Origin of the sequence: Vibrio hepatarius, from assembly GCF_001274785.1 — a bacterium.
Classification (GTDB): domain Bacteria; phylum Pseudomonadota; class Gammaproteobacteria; order Enterobacterales; family Vibrionaceae; genus Vibrio; species Vibrio hepatarius.
On sequence record NZ_LHPI01000016.1, the window covers coordinates 58,097 to 74,993 of the forward strand.

The following is a 16,897-nucleotide window of genomic DNA, read 5'->3' on the forward strand; positions in this document are numbered from 1 at the left end:
AGAAAGCCGAATGATCGGCGTGCCTAGCCAGACAACCTGAATAAATACGGTGTAAGCGTGTTATGAAGTTTTAAGCTTCTAATTTTTCTGCAATCGTTGCCATGATTTGAGTGGCAATTTGTTGTTTTGAAGCAAGAGTAAGTGATTGCTTACCATCTTTCCAGTATATGGTGATTGCGTTGTCGTTACTATTAAACCCTTGGCCTTCTAGCGAGACATCGTTAGCACAAATCAAATCCAGATTCTTTTTCGCCAGCTTGTTACGGGCGTAGTGCTCAACGTCTTGTGTCTCTGCGGCGAAGCCAACTGTAAACGGCCTCGAGGTTTGCAATGCCGCAACAGAAGCGATGATGTCTGGGTTTTTGACCATAGTAATCGTCATCTGGTCGCTATCATCGGTTTTCTTGATTTTTTGCTCGGCGACCGTTTGCGGACGGTAATCGGCCACGGCAGCACAACCGATAAACACATCATGCTGTGGAGCGTGTTGCATCGCGACGTCATGCATTTGCTGCGCGCTGGCGACATCAACGCGTTTTACCCCGATTGGTGTCGCTAACGAGACCGGACCGGCAATCAAGGTGACGTCCGCTCCAAGTTGCTGAGCCGCCTGTGCTAGCGCAAAGCCCATTTTCCCTGAACTATGATTTGAGATATAACGCACCGGATCGAGCGCTTCACGTGTAGGACCTGCCGTAATTGCAATGGATTTACCTTTTAGCGGCTTGTCTGCGAAGAACTGCTCACAGTGCTCGACAAGCTGCATGGGTTCTAACATTCGACCCGGACCGACATCGCCACACGCTTGTTCGCCTGCCGCAGGACCCCAAATCGCCATACCACGACGCACAAGGGTCGCGATGTTTTCTTGGGTAGCGACATTGCGATACATCTGCTGGTTCATCGCAGGTGAGACCGCAACAGGAGCATCGGTGGCCAAAACAAGTGTGGTTAACAGGTCATTGCCCATTCCCGCCGCCATGCGCGCGATTAAATCTGCGGTTGCCGGTGCTAGTAAGACGAGATCAGCCCATTTTGCCAGTTCGATATGCCCCATTGATGCTTCGGCTGCTGGATCCAACAAGCTGTCCGAAACGGGCTTGCCTGAGACCGCTTGCATTGTCAGAGGGGTAATGAACTCTTTTGCTGCTTTGGTCATGACCACCTGAACTTCAGCGCCTCGTTCGATGAGTCGACGAGTCAGCTCAGCACATTTATAGGCGGCAATGCCGCCGCTGATACCGAGGAGGATTTTTTTTCCTGCGAGTGTTTGCATGTCGCTGTCCATACTAATTTGTCAAAACTGCGCCAATATTATCACAACTGCAAACGGGAGTGGTTTCGCGTCGTGTCGGCTCTGTGAATCGAAAAGTTTTTATACAATCGAGTAATTAGTCAATTGATAAAACCCTAGCCTGACTCACAGACATTTTATCGTACAGCTGCATGATACACGCGTAGTCTATTCATAATAATTAGGTGACAGGATGAAAAGCCGTACCAAACTTTTATTACTTACTTTATTGCCCTTAGTTGCAATCACAGCAATGGTGACCAGTGTTTATTACTGGAGTGGTCTTAGAGCGCTAGAGAATGAGTTACACAACTATCGTAGTGAGTTGCTCGAAACCAAGAAAAGTGAACTAAAAGCATTTTTGATGATGGGGGTTACTGCGGTTAAACCTCTTTACGATGCAGATGTAAACGGAGAAAACCAAGAGCAAGCGAAAACGATTCTGAAAGCGATGCGCTTTGAAGATGACGGTTATTTCTTTGCTTATAACTCGCAAGGAGTGAACACTCTGCACGCGATCAAGCCGCAGCTAGAAGGGAAAAACCTTTACGGTTTGAAAGATGAAAATGGCGTGGCGGTGATCGCAGGCCTTATCGACGCGTCGAAAAGTGGCGATGGATTCCTAAATTTTTCTTGGCATAAGCCAACCATTGATGCGCAAGCGCCTAAACTGGGCTACGCCGAATACCTGTCGAAATGGGATTGGGTCTTGGGTACCGGTATCTACATTGATGATGTCGATATCCAAGTTGCGCAATATCAGGCGGAGCGCTTAGCTAAGTTGCAAGAACAAACCTTGTTTGCCACTGGCTTGTCGTTGGTCGGTCTGATTCTTACTGGCGTTGTGGTGAGTGCGCTGGTTTCGCGTGCGACACTGCCTTTGCAGCATATTGTTGCTTCATTGGAAGATGTTGCCGCAGGTGGCGGTGATTTGACCGCACGGCTAAAAGTAGAGACCAAAGATGAGGTTGGCGATGTTGCTCGCGCCTTTAACCAGTTTATGGACAAACTCCATCCATTGATTGCAGAGATCCGCCAGTCGGCTGAAGTGGTGCAGAGTGCTGCCTACGATCTAGACGATCAAAGCTCGTCTGCCAACGAGAAGATGCAAAATCACTGTCTGGAAACCGATAAAGTCGTGACCGCTGTAACCGAAATGAGTGCGACCGCACGTGAAGTGGCAAACAACACCAATTCGACCGCACAAGCGATTGAGTCGGCTAACCGTCAGATTGATGAAGCGCAGTTGGAAGTGGGCCAAGCGATCGAAGGTATCGCGCAGCTGGTCGCGGAAGTGAACCTGACTTCGGAAGCGATTCAAGAGTTGAGCGATCACACGGATCAAATCACCAAAGTATTGGATGTGATTGGCGATATCGCTGAGCAAACTAACTTATTGGCACTCAATGCGGCGATTGAAGCGGCGCGTGCGGGCGAGCAAGGACGCGGTTTTGCGGTGGTTGCCGATGAGGTGCGCACGCTGGCAAGCCGTACACAAAATAGCACGCTTGAGATCAGCGATATGCTCAAACAGCTTCAGTCAGGGGTCGCTCGCGCGGTAACCACGATGAATGCTAGCCAGGCGCGCGGAGAGAAAACCGTTAACGAGTCGGAGCATGTCAAACACTCGCTATCAGGGATTCAACACGCGGTGAGCTCAATCCATGACATGGGAATTCAAACCGCTTCTGCGGCTGAGCAACAAAGCGCGGTAGCGGAAGACATCAACCAGAATTTGGTCGCGATACAGCAAATCGTCAATGAATTGAGTGACAACTTCAACAGCACGCAAACCATCACCGCTAGCTTGTCAGCATCAGGGCAAGATATGGGTAAGCTGGTTGGTAACTTTAAGCTCTAAGTAACTTATGAGTTGCAGCTAAGCTTGATCTCAACCGATAAAAAACGAAGGCCAGTTGCGGCCTTCGTTTTTATTTGGCTTGAATAAGCTTCCATCCACCCCATTTGGACGCTCTAGATGAGCCTGAAGCGCTTGCCCGCAGAATCCATGCCTAGAGAAAAGCTATTAAGTCATGGCCCTCAATCGCTCACTGACGCGGAATTACTGGCTATTTTTTTACGTACCGGCACGCAGGGCATGAATGTGCTCGAGCTAGCGAGTCATTTGTTGCAGGAGTTTGGCTCTTTGCGTGCGCTGTTCTCGGCGCCAGAGGAGAAATTTTGTGCTTATAAGGGGCTAGGGCAAGCGAAGTACGTTCAGTTGCGTGCGGTGCTGGAAATGACGCAGCGTTATCTTGCGGAAACGTTAAAACGAGGTGAGGCGCTGACGAGTCCACAGCAGACTAAACTGTATTTGTCTGGGTTGTTGCGTGACAAACAACGCGAAGAGTTTTTTGTGTTGTTTCTTGATAATCAGCATCGGGTAATTTGCGGCGAACCATTGTTCCAAGGTACCATCGATGCCGCTTCGGTCTATCCGAGAGAAGTGGTGAAGCGTGCATTAGAGCACAATTCAGCGGCACTCATTCTGGCCCATAACCACCCATCTGGCGTGGCAGAACCGAGCCAATCAGATCGCCGGATCACCCGTAGAATAAGCGATGCGCTCGCATTAGTAGACATACGAGTGCTCGACCATTTTGTGGTTGGTGACGGCGAGGTTATTTCTTTCGCAGAAAGGGGATGGATTTAAATCACATTATTTGTTGTGAGTTGCTGGTTTTCTGCTACAATCGCCCGACATTTTTTGAACTAAAATTCAGCTCTGCTTAAAAAAAGATCACGAAAACCTTGAAAAAGGATCTGTTCGGGTCTTGAGCAATGCTAGTCAAGTTAGTATAATGCGCGACCTTTGATAGCCTTGTATGGGTTTCCATAACGGCGCTAGACCTCTAACTTCTTGTTTAGAAATAGAGAGGTTCGGCCACCAAGGTTGATATCGAGCTGAAACGATTTTGGAGAAGACATTCATGTCACGAGTATGCCAAGTAACTGGTAAGCGTCCAGTAACGGGTAACAACCGTTCACACGCACGAAATGCTACTAAGCGTCGTTTTCTGCCGAACCTACAAACTCATCGTTTCTGGGTAGAGAGCGAAAAACGTTTTGTTAAACTACGCCTAACTGCAAAAGGTATGCGCATTATTGATAAGAAAGGCATCGATGCTGTTCTTGTTGATATTCGTGCACGTGGCGAAAACGTTTAAGAGGAATATAGGCAATGGCAAAGAAAGGCGTTCGTGAGAAAATCCGTCTAGTATCTTCTGCAGGTACTGGCCACTTCTACACAACTGACAAGAACAAGCGTAACATGCCAGGCAAATTTGAGATCAAAAAGTTTGATCCAGTAGTTCGCCAGCACGTTATGTACAAAGAAGCTAAGATCAAGTAATTGATCCTTCTTTGAGCTTCCTTCGGGAAGAGTGAAATTGGAAACCCAGCTATAGCAATATAGTTGGGTTTTTTATTGCTCGTTATTCAGAGATTCTTCTCTGATAGCCGATTGGCGCAATTTCTGCTACGTTTCAGTGACGACTTTTATCGATTAGGAATCATTGGCCATGCGAGTCTCTGTGGCGCGACGCCGTCGCTGGAATAACATCCTCATTCTCGGCATCATTGCTTTTATTGCAATACTCAACCTGCCAACCATCATTAAGACCTACTTAATTGATCCGCCTGCAGAGCAAAGCACCGTACCGCTGTTGTTTAACCCGAATACGCAAGTCGAGGCGATTCATTTTTCCGACTGGTCGCTGCAAAAAGTGGATGGACAATGGCAATCCACTCAGGCCATCGAGATTCCTGCCCAAGAATTAGTCTCTCGCTGGAGCGCATTAGTGGGTACCGAAGTCGATCAAGCAACCTTTGACGGCCTAAAAGACAAACTGAATGCTCCACAGACGATAGAAGTCTGGTATACCGAGCTTGAAGAGCCCCAACGGATCACTTACTACCAACTTCCTCAGTTTTGGTTACTAAAAAACTGGCAAGAACAATGGATTGCGGTTTCGGTCGAGCCAAATTTCTTACTGCCTTTGAGCCAGTAGGGCGCGAGTGATTTGGAGGTAAGCGGATGTGCACATTACAATATGCGCGCGTTTATCATCCATTTGCAGAAAACATAACAGAGAGTAGGTCAGAGCAATGCCGGAGTTACCAGAAGTCGAAGTCAGCCGCATGGGGATATCACCTCACTTGGTGGGAGAGAAAATCGCTAAGTTGACGTTTCGTACCCCCAAATTACGCTGGGATATTCCCGCTGAGTTAAAGCAAATGGAAGGCCAGGTGATCCGCTCGGTTTCCCGTCGAGCGAAATATCTGATGATCGAAACCGATCTCGGCAGTGCGATCGTGCATCTTGGTATGTCAGGCTCATTACGCGTTCTGGATGCAGAAGTTGCCCCAAGCAAACACGATCATGTGGATCTAAAACTCGAGAATGGCAAAGTACTGCGCTACAACGATCCGCGTCGCTTTGGTGCTTGGTTATGGACGGAAAATGGCGAGCATGCTGCACTCAGTCACATGGGGCCTGAGCCGTTAACCGATGCCTTTAACGCTGATTATATGCTAGAAAAAGCGGCGAACAAACGTGTTACGGTGAAGCAATTCATTATGGATAACAAGGTTGTTGTGGGCGTTGGAAACATCTACGCCAGTGAATCACTCTTTAGTGCTAAGCTTCATCCATCTAAAGCAGCAGGCCAACTCACGCAAGAACAATGGCAAAAACTGGTGCAAGAGATAAAACAGGTGCTGGCCACGGCGATCAAGCAAGGTGGAACAACCTTAAAAGACTTTTCTCAAGCTGACGGCAAACCGGGTTATTTTGCCCAAGAACTTCAAGTTTATGGTCGTGCTGGAGATGCATGTTTAAGTTGTGGAAATGAGATCGATGAATTGAAAATCGGTCAGCGAAATACGTTCTTCTGTCCTCACTGTCAGCATAAGTAGCGCATTCAGTGCTGCTTTATGCGATATGCTCCCATATTCAATTAGGTTCTTGAGCTTTCTCTCTATTCTCAAGCCTATCTCATAAATTAGATGATCGCCTCTTTGCGAATCAGTGCGCCTGTTATAACGTATGCGGCTTACTGTGCAAAGAGGTAGCGTTTTCCGTTGGATTGCGACCAATATTTCCCCGTTCCAGCGCCCTGCCTTCGTTTGCTTATTTAGTTACCGTATTTCACTTTTCATCAGGTCATTATGAGTTCTTTTCAGTACAACTATCGTTTACTCATCAGAATTGTCTTACTCATTAATCTGTTAGGGATTATATTTCTCACTCTTTCGCGCGGGATCTTTTTCTCTTTGGTCGCCGAGCCTGAGATGCTGGTGGGAATCAGCCAAGATGTCGTTCGAGCATTCGTCGTGGGCGCTAGGTTTGACGCTAAGATAGTCCTGATCGGGTTTGCACCACTACTATTGATGGGCCTGTTGATGGCAGCGAAGCAAGGCACTTTCCAAGCTTGGCTTCGTTTGACGCCTTGGTACAGCGCGGTAATTTTCTTCCTACTCTGCGCGTTGTCGATCGCCAACTATTACTACTACGACACGTACGGCAATTATATCGATGTCTTTGTGTTCGGCTTGTTTGATGATGATACCAAAGCCGTATTGGATAACGCGTGGGAAGACTATCCGATTGTCCGTTCGTTTTTAGTTTCTGTTGCGATGGCAGGGAGCGCGTGGTTTGCTGTCCGAGCCTTGCTTAAAAGAGGTCGACGCTGGAGCTGGCCGTCCAGACATTGGGCGATGACAACCGCCTCAATTCTATTGACGATTGTTGCTTACGTCATCGTTGCGCGCGGTTCGGTGGGTAGTTTGCCGCTGAAGCGCTATCACGCCAACGTGTCGCAGTATAAACCGCTGAATGTTATTACGCCGAATGCCTTTATGGCATTAAGTTGGGCGAAGAGTGACTACAAAAAGCAGGCGACGTTTGAGCCAATCAGTGAGCAAGCGCTTACTGAGCAGATGGTGAAAGTGCTCGGCCAGCCGACGCCGGAATATCACACGCAAGAGAATCCATACTTAGAGAAAAACCCACCACACGTAGTAATGGCGTTAATGGAAGGGATGGGCAATAACATCCTTATCGAAGATGACTCAGAGAAGAATGACTTATTGGGTAGCTTGCGTGATGCATTTAACGAGGACTTTGTCTTCAAGCGTTTCTTAGCCGGCACCACAGCGACGATTGATAGTATCGTGATGATGTTGTTCCACAGCGACGTTCCGACCATTAGCCACAGCGCGGCACAAAAAGTGGCGTTGCCGAGCTCGGCGGTACTGCCTTACAAGCGAGCGGGCTACGATGTTGTCTTTGTTTACGGTGGTAATAGCATGTGGCGCAATCTGGCCAATTACTTACCTATCCAAGGCTTTGACACGGTTTATGATGAGAATAGCATCATTCGAGCGTTCCCTGAAGCTAAGGCCTACGCGGATACATGGGGAGTGCCAGACGGTTACACCTTTAAATTCGTGAAAAAGCTACTCGATGAAGCCACTAAGCCGACCATGGTGTATATCATGACCGTGACGAACCACTCTCCTTATCGTGCGCCTAAGTATTACGAGCCAAAAGCCGTGCAGGTGAGCGAACGGCTTAAGAGCTTGGTCAGCAGTATTGCAGGGCAAGAACAAAATCTGCTGGAAGCTTATCAGTACGCCAATGACGCTTTAGGGCAGTTTATCAAAAGTGTGAAGGGTTCAAACTTAGCGAGCAAGACGATCATTGCTGCCTCGGGAGACCATCGCGTACGTTCCATTTCTACTAAGCGACGCGAAGAATTTGCCGCGAGCTATGGCGTGCCTTTTTATCTCTACGTGCCTAAGACAATCCTTGAGCATACGCGCTACCAGTATGATCCCCAAAGGGTGGGCTCTCATCGAGATATCTTCCCAACGCTGTACCACTTTAGCTTATCTAAACAAAGCTATATCAGTTTGGGTGGTGAGAACATGCTTTCAAATGAAGGAGTAAGCAACCGTGGTTACAACTCCCGCCGTTGTATCAACCAGTGGGGAGCGTACGACAATAAGAGCCCTGAAATGCTGTACCCATGGGGGGAAGGGTTTATGACACAAGTCGAGGCGAGTCAGAATCCTGATGTAGAATGGAGTAAAGATTACAAGAAATTACAGAACTATTATCTGCGCTCACAAGTCGCAACCCAGATGTAGTGAAAAGAATGGTAGGCGGGCTAGCTCCGCCTACATGTTATCGACGTTATTTCTTTTTCAGCGCTTCTGCGACTGAAGGTGGCACGAACTCTTCCACATTGCCGCCATGAATAGCGACCTCTCGGACGATAGTCGAGGACAGAAAAGCGTACTCATCCGATGGTGTTAAGAAGATACTCTCTAAACTCGGTAGCAACTTTTTGTACATACTGGTTAAACCGAATTCGTATTCAAAGTCGACTGTGGTACGTAATCCGCGGATAAGAATGTTGGCTTTAACTTCTTTGGCAAAATCCACCATCAACCCGCTAAAACCTTGCACTGACACGTTATCTAAATGGCTGGTGACTTGTTCTACCAGCTCGACGCGTTCTTCTAGTGAGAACATCGTGTTTTTACTCGGGCTCGCTGCTACTGCGATCACTACCTCTCCAAACATCGAAGCTGCACGTTCAATAATATCGAGATGGCCGTTGGTGATCGGATCAAACGTACCGGGATAAATCACTTTATTTAACGCCATTATTTAAGACCTTATGGTAGATATCTTGGTAAAGGGTAGCAGTATGACGAATATCAAACGAGCGCATTTTTTCCGCGCCGCCAGTGATTAACTGCTCTCTCAAATCGGTATTTTGTGCTAATACATCGATGTGACTTGCCAGTGTTTGAGCATCACCGGGTTCAATCAGCAGACCGGATTGATTGTGTTCAATAATGTCAGGAATTCCTCCCGCATTGGAACCAATGGCGGGTAAGCCTGCGTGAATCGCCTCCAAGATCACTGAGCCCAAACCTTCTGAGTAAGAGGGATGTATCAGCAAGTCTGCGGCTTGAAACCATTCTCCCATACTCGATTGTTTGCCCTCAAAGCTTACATTACTTAAGCCTTGAGCTTGATGTTCTAAGTTTGCTCGCTCACGTCCATCACCAAGAATTGCAATATGGATATTTGGGTTACGCTGGGAAAGGATTTCTGCCGCTTGAATGGTCACATCATGGCCTTTATGCTCCAGCAAGTTGGCCGCTTGAATGACCAAAAACTTACCGTTAAAGCGCTGCTTGATGGCCTCAACCGCCGTATCGTTGTGTGGATAGGTAACCGGAGAGCTGGGAATGATCGAATTCAGATGTTTTGGATGGCGCAGTTGAATTTGTTTCACTATCTCTCGACTCAAACCTACAAGCGCACTGGCGTTATTGTAGGCCAGCTTTGACAACCACTTGTCTTTGAGCGGGTTATCAATTCGACGCGTCACAATGTAGGGCACATTAAATAGCTTTGATTGGATTAGAGCCCAGTAAATTGCACGGCCTTCGTGTACGTGGATCACCTGGCAGTCAGCGGTAATACTACGTTGGTGTGAGCGTAAAAAGTGCGTCGCAGCAACCAGTGTACAGTCTAGTTTTTCGATTTCAGCATAAAAAGGGCTGGCTGGATTTGCTACGACAGTCAGTTGATAGTTCAACATTAACTGTTGTTTAATCAATTGCAGCGTTTGACGTTCACCACCGCTGAATCCAGAAGCTAAGTTGACATGGCAAATTCTCATTACTTCTTATTATCCTGTTGTTTCACGTAGTCTCGAATCCACAAATCAGCGTAGCGAGTGAACGTGGTATTGGCACTAAGAATCGCAAGTAAGAGACCGTGTCGACCATCGAGGAAGCCGCGTTTGATGATGTACATTTTGAAAAAGCGGAAGAAGCCGTGCAGTATTGCCCCTGTTAAGCCACTGCGCTTTTTACCTTCTCTTTGATCAGCCCAAGACTTCATATAAAGCTGGGTTTTTCCCGTATATTGGCTCAAAGAATCAAACGTATAGTGCAGTAAGTCACCCGATAAGTGAGCTTTAGTCATACCTTTGGGAATCTCGACGCTTTCGTGAACTAAGGAATCGTTGTACTGAGTTTCTTCACGTCGATAGAGTCGAGTAATGGTGTCTGGGTACCAGCCCGAGTGACGGATAAATTTGCCTAGCGCGTGTGTCAGCCTATCCAATGTGTAACAGGTTTGCTTAGGGTTATCCGCGAGTACTTTCTTAATTGATGATTTTAGTTCGGGTGTAACGCGTTCATCTGCATCAAGCGGTAAAACCCAATCGGAAGTCATGTATGACTGTGCGACTTGACGCTGCTTACCAAAGCCTTGCCAGTCAGTATGGGTATAAAATTTATCGGTGTACTGACGTGCAATGGTTTCAGTATTGTCGGTGCTACCTGAATCAACAATGACGATTTCATCCACCCAGTCTTTTACCGTTTCTAGGCACTCTGCTAGGTGTTTAGATTCGTTTTTGACGATCATCAAAACGCCGATCGTGGCTTTACTCATGATGCATTACCTTCTAGTAACGGTTTAAGTTTGTCTATTACCATGTTCGTTGTGATACTGCTCATCACATGCTTACCTTTGACACGGGTGCTCCAAGGAAGTTGCTCTGCTGGTTTACCTTGTTGCTCTTCAACAAACTGTTCATATACGCTCGCAACAGAATTTAAATCGTTGTACGGACCGGTGCGTTTTGGATTGCTATGGCCATACAATCCAATCACAGGTGTACCTTGAGTGGTAGCGATATGCGCAGGACCAGAATCGGGAGCGATGACGATTTTGGCTTCGGCTAAGATTGCTGCGAGTTGTTTTAGCGATGTTTGTCCGATTAGGTTGAGGATCGGGTGCTGCGCTAAGTGAATAATTGCTTCACCGAGATTTCGCTCTCTTTCGGCGGGAGAGCCGCACAGCACGACCTGATAACCTTGCTCAAAAAGCCAGTCGGAAATTTGGGCGTATCTGTCAGTCAGCCAATTACGTTCATCTTTACTTGCCGCAGGACTGATGACAACCGTAGGGCGGTTGTTTAGCTGTTGTTTGGCAAACGCGATGTCACTGCCTGCAAGAGGTAATTGCCATTGTGGCGCCGTTTTAGGCACGCCCAAGTATTCGATAAATGACATAAAACTATCGAGTACGTGTTGCGAACTGGTATCTGAAATCTTTTTATTGGTGAACAGCCACTGACCTTCTTTCGCACGTTGGAAATTAAAGCCGACTTTGTAAGTGGCTTTAATGCCCATAGTCAGCAAGCTGGCGCGGAGTGCAAGTTGCATGTGGACGAGCGCATCAAATTTACGCCTTTTCAATTGAGCCCAAATCTTTTGCATCCCCTTGAGGCCTTCTTTTTTGTCGAAGACAATTAGCTCGACGCCTTCTAGTCCATCCAACAGTTGTGCTTCTACCTTGCCGATAATCCAAGTCACTTTGGTGCTTGGCCAGTGCTTCTGCAGTGCTTGGACCGCCGCAACAGCATGGCAAGTATCGCCAATCGCAGAAAGACGTAGAAAACAGACCGATTCTGGTGCAGAAGAGAACAGTGGCATAGAAGGTGCTCAAGAGATAAAAGTGGTTAGAATTATGCAGACAACGCTAAGAAATGTAAAATAGCCGCCATCACTATCAGTCGAAAGGTAACCTATGGTTCAGCAAAATAGTGGCAAGCCTGGTGCAACAGGATTGACACGCGTTATTAACGCAACCGGATATTCCATGAAAGGGCTCAAAGCGGCCTTCCAACACGAAGCTGCCGTTCGTCAAGAGTTGGCTCTGTTACTCGTTGCAATCGTTGCTGTCACTTGGTTACCACTGCCTGTAATCGAAAGCATTTTGATGCTAGGTGTGGTGGTGTTAGTGTTAATCGTAGAGCTACTCAACTCAGCGATCGAAGCGGTTGTGGATAGGATTGGTCCTGAGAGACACGATCTTAGTGGGCGCGCGAAAGACATCGGCTCTGCTGCTGTGTTTGTTGCACTAAGTTTTGCTGCGTTCACGTGGTTGTATATCCTCTACCACCAGTTTATCGCGTAGCCAAACTTATCTTTAGACATTCAGGAGTGAAGATGGTTAGGCAATTGACTAAAGACAATCTTCGTATTTGGTACGACGCGGAGCTACTAAGCGAGCCTGCTGAGCACGCTTTTGATATCGATTTCTGGCAACAGAATGGTGCCGTGATTGGAAGCGCGCAAGGTAGGGGAACTACTTGGTTTATTCAGACTCAAACCATTCAAGCTGCGTTGAGACATTATCGACGTGGTGGGCTATTCGGTAAAATCGTTTCAGACCAATACTGGTTCACTGGCTGGGAAAAGACCCGTAGTTACGCTGAGTTTACGCTTTTGCAGACTTTGGCTAAGGCGGGCGTTCACGTCCCTAGACCAATTGCTGCGCGAGTAGAGCGATGTGGGTTGGCCTATCGAACCGATTTACTTAGCGAAAAGATAGCAGATGCGAAAGATCTCGTCAGTCTGCTGGAAGCGGAATCACTAACGAAAGAGCAGTATTATGCGGTCGGTCGTGAGATCGCAAAGATGCATCAAGCTCAAGTGAACCATACCGATTTGAACATCCATAATCTGCTGCTAGATACCAGCGGACAAGTTTGGATTATCGATTTTGATAAGTGTTACCAACAAGCTGGCTCAGACTGGCAGCAACATAATTTAGATAGATTGCTACGCTCGTTTCGTAAGGAACTGAATAAGCGCTCTATCCACTGGCAAGAAGATGAATTCCAACACCTGCTTGCTGGATATAACCAATAATAATTAAGCCATAATTACACTGTTACTTGCAGTGAAGTCTTGCTACCTCTTAGGAATTGAAATGCCTTTTAAACAAAAACTACATGCGCATGGCTGGTTTATTCTGGTCAACGCACTCATCGCGATCGCGATAGCTAGCCGATATTTTGCATTTTTGCCGGAATTTCCGTCTGACTTATTGGGTGTCACGTTCATCCTAGCTGGAACACTCGGGCAGATGACACTTCTTGCTGTTGTGATCGGTGGATTAAGTATCCCTGCGTTGCTACTGCCTAAAGGCGCGAGGAATGTCGCTCAAGCTCTTATAGCTTCCATCGGCTTGGCAGTCCTATTTATTGATACGATTGTTTACGCTCAATACCGTTTTCATATCAATGCGGTGGTGATGGAGTTGGTGCTGTCGGGTCAGGTAGTGAGCTTCCCTCTTGTTACTTGGTTGACAGTAATCGGGGCCGTGGTGGCTTTGCTGGCTGGACAGTGGTGGTTGATTCGCTGGTTGGAAGCCGGCGCTCCTATTCGCACTTTGAAGTTAGGGCGTAAATTCGCGTTACTGACTTTTGCCGCGTTACTGGTGACGAATGTCATTCATATCTGGGCTGCAGCCCACGCCTATCAGCCTGTGACTATGGTGAAGCGATATTTACCGCTGTTCTACCCAGCAACAGCCAATGGGTTTATGGAAAAACAGGGCTGGTTGGATAAAGAAGCCATCGCACAACAAAAGGCGATGAGTATTAAGCCGAAAAGCGACCTAAATTACCCACTTAACCCGCTGGAGTTCAAAGAGGTTAATCAGCCGACTAATATTATGCTGATAACAGTGGACTCTTGGCGTGCAGATACCTTAAATGCCGACAATACACCTTATATGTGGCAGTACGCGCAAGAGGGCGTCATCTTCCAAGACCACATCGCAACGGGTAATGCAACGCGCACGGGCATCTTTGGCCTGTTTTACGGTATGCCTGGTACTTATTGGCATGGCTTTCTAGCCAACCATCGTTCCCCAGTGTTTGTTGATAGATTGCAGCAGTTGGATTACCAGTTAGGACTATTCTCTGCCGCGAAACTGACCAGTCCAGAGTTTGATCAGACTGTGTTCGCGAACGTACCAAATATTCGCGTCACTTCTGAAGGTAACTCACCATCGGCTCGTGATAAGCGCCTCACCGATGATTGGGCGGAATGGTATGACAACCGTGATAAAAAACTGCCAACGTTCTCGTTCTTGTTCTACGATGCTCCGCATGGTTATGATTTCCCGGATGATTTTGCGCACAAATACGAACCGATGATTCCTCGTGTGGATTATTTGGAGCTGGATAACAATAGCGACCAAGAGAAGTTTTTTAATCGCTACAAAACGTCGGTGCGTTATGTTGATACTCAAGTAAAACGTGTTTTGGATAAGTTGAAAGAAGCAGGTGATCTTGAGAACACTGTAGTGATCATTACTGGCGACCATAGCCAAGAAATGAACGACAACAAACAAAACTTCTGGGGTCACAACGGTAACTTTACTCGTGCTCAGACCCAAGTCCCTTTTGTGATGTTAGGTGCTGGTATCGACAAGCAGGCACTTACTCAAAACGCTTCTTACACCACTTCACACGAAGATGTCGTCCCGACATTAATGAAGAACTATCTGGGTGTTAGCAGTGAGATTCCAGATTATTCTACAGGTGTTGATTTGTTTGGCGATAAGGTAGAGCGTGATTGGATGATGACGTCAAGCTATAGTGCATACGGCATCATGTATGACGATACGATTATTGAAGTAAACGGAGCTGGTCAATCTGAGATCTACGATAGTACTTATCGCCCTAAGAAAGACGCCACAATGAATTACCAATACGTCCAAGAAGCGCTAGGGAAGATCAGTCGATTTAGGAAGTAATTGGAATAAAAGCCCCTCTAACCTTGTTAGAGGGGCTTTTATTTAACTTGCGTGATTAAGGATTTTAGCGGCTATTTCGCTAGTTATTAGTAAGCCTGGATGGTCATCATCAAAGTAGAGTGGCACTTTATCTCTTACGGCGTAGCACTGATTCTCATCACAGAAAAAGTCTCTTATTTCAATGGGGTGCAATCCCGGCTTAAAAGTTGATTTAGACATAAATGAATAAAACAACTGATTTCGCTTTTCGTAGTACGACCCTGAGACAGACGGAATGTTCGTCAAGTCTTTCTTCTGTAAGTACGCTTGGTCAACAAGTGTTTTTATACTGACTCCCATTTCTGGAACTGGCATGAGTAAGTACACTTCTTTTCCTTGCTCGAGAAGAGTATCAACTGTTAGTTTTAGTGATTGTAGCACCAGTTCTCTTCTATCATCTGAGTAGTCATTGGGTAGTTCTGGGTAAGAATCTTCATTTCTACCAAACAAATGATCAGAGTATCGGTATGCAATGACGACTTTTTGTATCTGATTCGAGGATGCCACAAAATCCACAACATCGTTTGTCCAGCGCGCACAGTGGCTAAAGTTTTCTGCTTGCTTGTACGATGGAGGGCAATTGGTCATCGTAAATTGGGTTAAGTCTTTATCTATCTTGTTTAACTGGTTAGCTAATGAGAACGCTAGTTCTGAAGCGTGGCTGTCACCAATAACAGCCCATTCAGGTTCCATAGAAGAAAAAGTACAGGCATCACCTGGTTGTTGTCCGGTATATCTACTGATATGACATTTAGTGCGGTAAGGGCTCATTTGAGTGCTTTTGTCTAATTTTTCATATAGGGCTACAAGTTCAGGATCTAAAGTACTCCTTGCTGGAAAGCCTTCTTGTTCAGCGATGAACTTGGTTGTACCGACCAAAATTAGAATTACCCACAAAGGCTTACATTTAATAAACAGGCGTTTAGCGGAGTGTATGTTCTTAGTGAATTGGATTTGTTCTACGGTATGGTAACTGAGTCCACCTATCAATACGCTCAGGGCAATTCCAACAAACAACCATAATGGTGAGTGTAGGTTCAGTTTGTAGAAAAGCACGACGACAGGCCAGTGCCATAAGTAGATAGAATATGAATATAAACCTATCTTTTGAACAATATAAGAGTCGTTCACTCGACTGTTCTGGTTTGCCCATAGAACAATGAGTGTGCCGAGTGTAGGGAACAACGTTATCAAACTTGGCCATAAGTAATCCTTGTTTATAACAAATGCAGCACCCAAAACTAACAGCCAACCTACATATGCAGAGCAGTGCTTTTTCGGTTTATAGATAACCGCCCATGATCCGATAAGCATTTCCCAAGCGCGAGCCGACAACATAAAATAGCCGCTTGTATCACCAATAAATGACAGGTATCCGCAGTAACATAAACTGGTTAGTAGTAGTGTATTGATTGTGAATGCAAGACGAGATCTTGAAAACAGTTTTAGTACGATTCCAATAAAGAGTGGGTAAAGTAAATAAAACTGCCATTCAATAGAAAGTGACCATGTATGTAACAACCACTTTTCTCTAGAGGTCGCTGCAAAGTATCCGGCTTCATCCAAATAGACTTGGTTTGATAAGAACGTCAAACTGTATCTAGCATGCTTTGCTAGAGTCTCGTACTCTTCTCCAGCGAAATAGAACCACCCTACGGTTAACAATGCAATACAAAGACATGCGAGTGCAGGGACTATACGGTTTAGTCGTGCTACATAAAAAGTGATTAAAGATGAAAGAGTTATCTCATTCTTGTCGAGGATTATCTTGGTCATCAAAAAACCAGAGATGACGAAGAATACATCGACGCCAATATAACCCCCTGGAACCCAAGAGGAATTAAAATGGTAAATGACTACTAAGAGTACGGCTAATGCTCTTAGTGCATTGATATCTTTTCTAAACTGCATGT

At 46.4% G+C, this 16,897-nt stretch carries 16 protein-coding genes; 10 read left to right on the top strand and 6 right to left on the bottom strand.

Annotation, left to right across the window (positions count from 1 at the left end; translation table 11 throughout):
* Nucleotides 1-70 precede the first annotated feature (70 nt).
* Entirely contained in the window at nucleotides 71-1,276 is a 1,206-nt protein-coding gene (gene coaBC / locus AKJ31_RS15370; protein ID WP_053409991.1) for a bifunctional phosphopantothenoylcysteine decarboxylase/phosphopantothenate--cysteine ligase CoaBC, read from the bottom strand.
* 211 nt (nucleotides 1,277-1,487) lie between these two features.
* Here coaBC and AKJ31_RS15375 point away from each other — a divergent pair, with 211 nt between their 5' ends.
* The 7 genes from AKJ31_RS15375 to AKJ31_RS15405 all read left to right on the top strand — a co-directional run bounded on the left by AKJ31_RS15375 (nucleotide 1,488) and on the right by AKJ31_RS15405 (nucleotide 8,446).
* The gene (locus AKJ31_RS15375; protein WP_053409992.1) at nucleotides 1,488-3,155 is read left to right on the top strand and encodes a methyl-accepting chemotaxis protein; all 1,668 of its coding nucleotides are present in this window, start codon (nucleotides 1,488-1,490) and stop codon (nucleotides 3,153-3,155) included.
* Between the two features lie 117 nt (nucleotides 3,156-3,272).
* Entirely contained in the window at nucleotides 3,273-3,947 is a 675-nt protein-coding gene (gene radC / locus AKJ31_RS15380) for a RadC family protein (protein WP_053409993.1), read from the top strand.
* 277 nt (nucleotides 3,948-4,224) lie between these two features.
* Nucleotides 4,225-4,461 carry a 50S ribosomal protein L28 gene (rpmB, locus tag AKJ31_RS15385; protein ID WP_004728407.1) on the top strand — a complete coding sequence of 79 codons (237 nt, stop codon included), beginning with the start codon at nucleotides 4,225-4,227 and terminating at the stop codon, nucleotides 4,459-4,461.
* Between the two features lie 14 nt (nucleotides 4,462-4,475).
* A complete protein-coding gene (gene rpmG, locus AKJ31_RS15390) occupies nucleotides 4,476-4,646 on the top strand; it encodes a 50S ribosomal protein L33 (protein ID WP_004410866.1) in 171 nt (56 codons plus the stop codon).
* Between the two features lie 169 nt (nucleotides 4,647-4,815).
* Entirely contained in the window at nucleotides 4,816-5,304 is a 489-nt protein-coding gene (locus AKJ31_RS15395; RefSeq protein WP_053409994.1) for a hypothetical protein, read from the top strand.
* Nucleotides 5,305-5,401: 97 nt separating this feature from the next.
* Entirely contained in the window at nucleotides 5,402-6,211 is an 810-nt protein-coding gene (mutM, locus tag AKJ31_RS15400; protein WP_053409995.1) for a bifunctional DNA-formamidopyrimidine glycosylase/DNA-(apurinic or apyrimidinic site) lyase, read from the top strand.
* Between the two features lie 252 nt (nucleotides 6,212-6,463).
* Nucleotides 6,464-8,446: an LTA synthase family protein gene (locus AKJ31_RS15405; protein ID WP_053409996.1), complete on the top strand. Its 1,983-nt coding sequence runs from the start codon at nucleotides 6,464-6,466 to the stop codon at nucleotides 8,444-8,446.
* Between the two features lie 46 nt (nucleotides 8,447-8,492).
* Here AKJ31_RS15405 and coaD read toward each other — a convergent pair whose 3' ends face one another.
* From coaD to AKJ31_RS15425, 4 genes are read right to left on the bottom strand one after another with little or no spacing between them, the layout of a single operon-like run.
* On the bottom strand, nucleotides 8,493-8,969 hold the full coding sequence (gene coaD / locus AKJ31_RS15410; protein WP_053409997.1) for a pantetheine-phosphate adenylyltransferase: 477 nt from the start codon (nucleotides 8,967-8,969) through the stop codon (nucleotides 8,493-8,495).
* Nucleotides 8,956-9,999 carry a glycosyltransferase family 4 protein gene (locus AKJ31_RS15415; protein WP_053409998.1) on the bottom strand — a complete coding sequence of 348 codons (1,044 nt, stop codon included), beginning with the start codon at nucleotides 9,997-9,999 and terminating at the stop codon, nucleotides 8,956-8,958. The genes coaD and AKJ31_RS15415 overlap by 14 nt, the downstream gene beginning before the upstream one ends.
* Nucleotides 9,999-10,781 carry a glycosyltransferase family 2 protein gene (locus tag AKJ31_RS15420; protein ID WP_053409999.1) on the bottom strand — a complete coding sequence of 261 codons (783 nt, stop codon included), beginning with the start codon at nucleotides 10,779-10,781 and terminating at the stop codon, nucleotides 9,999-10,001. The genes AKJ31_RS15415 and AKJ31_RS15420 overlap by 1 nt, the downstream gene beginning before the upstream one ends.
* Nucleotides 10,778-11,827: a glycosyltransferase family 9 protein gene (locus tag AKJ31_RS15425; RefSeq protein WP_053410000.1), complete on the bottom strand. Its 1,050-nt coding sequence runs from the start codon at nucleotides 11,825-11,827 to the stop codon at nucleotides 10,778-10,780. Before AKJ31_RS15425 ends, AKJ31_RS15420 begins: the two co-directional genes overlap by 4 nt.
* A 94-nt stretch (nucleotides 11,828-11,921) precedes the next feature.
* Here AKJ31_RS15425 and AKJ31_RS15430 point away from each other — a divergent pair, with 94 nt between their 5' ends.
* The 3 genes from AKJ31_RS15430 to AKJ31_RS15440 all read left to right on the top strand — a co-directional run bounded on the left by AKJ31_RS15430 (nucleotide 11,922) and on the right by AKJ31_RS15440 (nucleotide 14,945).
* Complete coding sequence (locus AKJ31_RS15430) at nucleotides 11,922-12,311, top strand: diacylglycerol kinase (protein WP_053410001.1); 390 nt, start codon at nucleotides 11,922-11,924, stop codon at nucleotides 12,309-12,311.
* Nucleotides 12,312-12,343: 32 nt separating this feature from the next.
* Nucleotides 12,344-13,048, top strand: coding sequence for a 3-deoxy-D-manno-octulosonic acid kinase (locus tag AKJ31_RS15435; protein ID WP_053410002.1), 705 nt, complete (start codon nucleotides 12,344-12,346; stop codon nucleotides 13,046-13,048).
* A gap of 61 nt (nucleotides 13,049-13,109) precedes the next feature.
* Nucleotides 13,110-14,945, top strand: a complete 1,836-nt coding sequence (locus AKJ31_RS15440; RefSeq protein ID WP_053410003.1) for a DUF3413 domain-containing protein — start codon at nucleotides 13,110-13,112, stop codon at nucleotides 14,943-14,945.
* A 42-nt stretch (nucleotides 14,946-14,987) separates the two neighbouring features.
* Here AKJ31_RS15440 and AKJ31_RS15445 read toward each other — a convergent pair whose 3' ends face one another.
* The gene (locus tag AKJ31_RS15445; protein ID WP_053410004.1) at nucleotides 14,988-16,895 is read right to left on the bottom strand and encodes an acyltransferase family protein; all 1,908 of its coding nucleotides are present in this window, start codon (nucleotides 16,893-16,895) and stop codon (nucleotides 14,988-14,990) included.
* Between the last annotated feature and the right edge of the window lie 2 nt (nucleotides 16,896-16,897).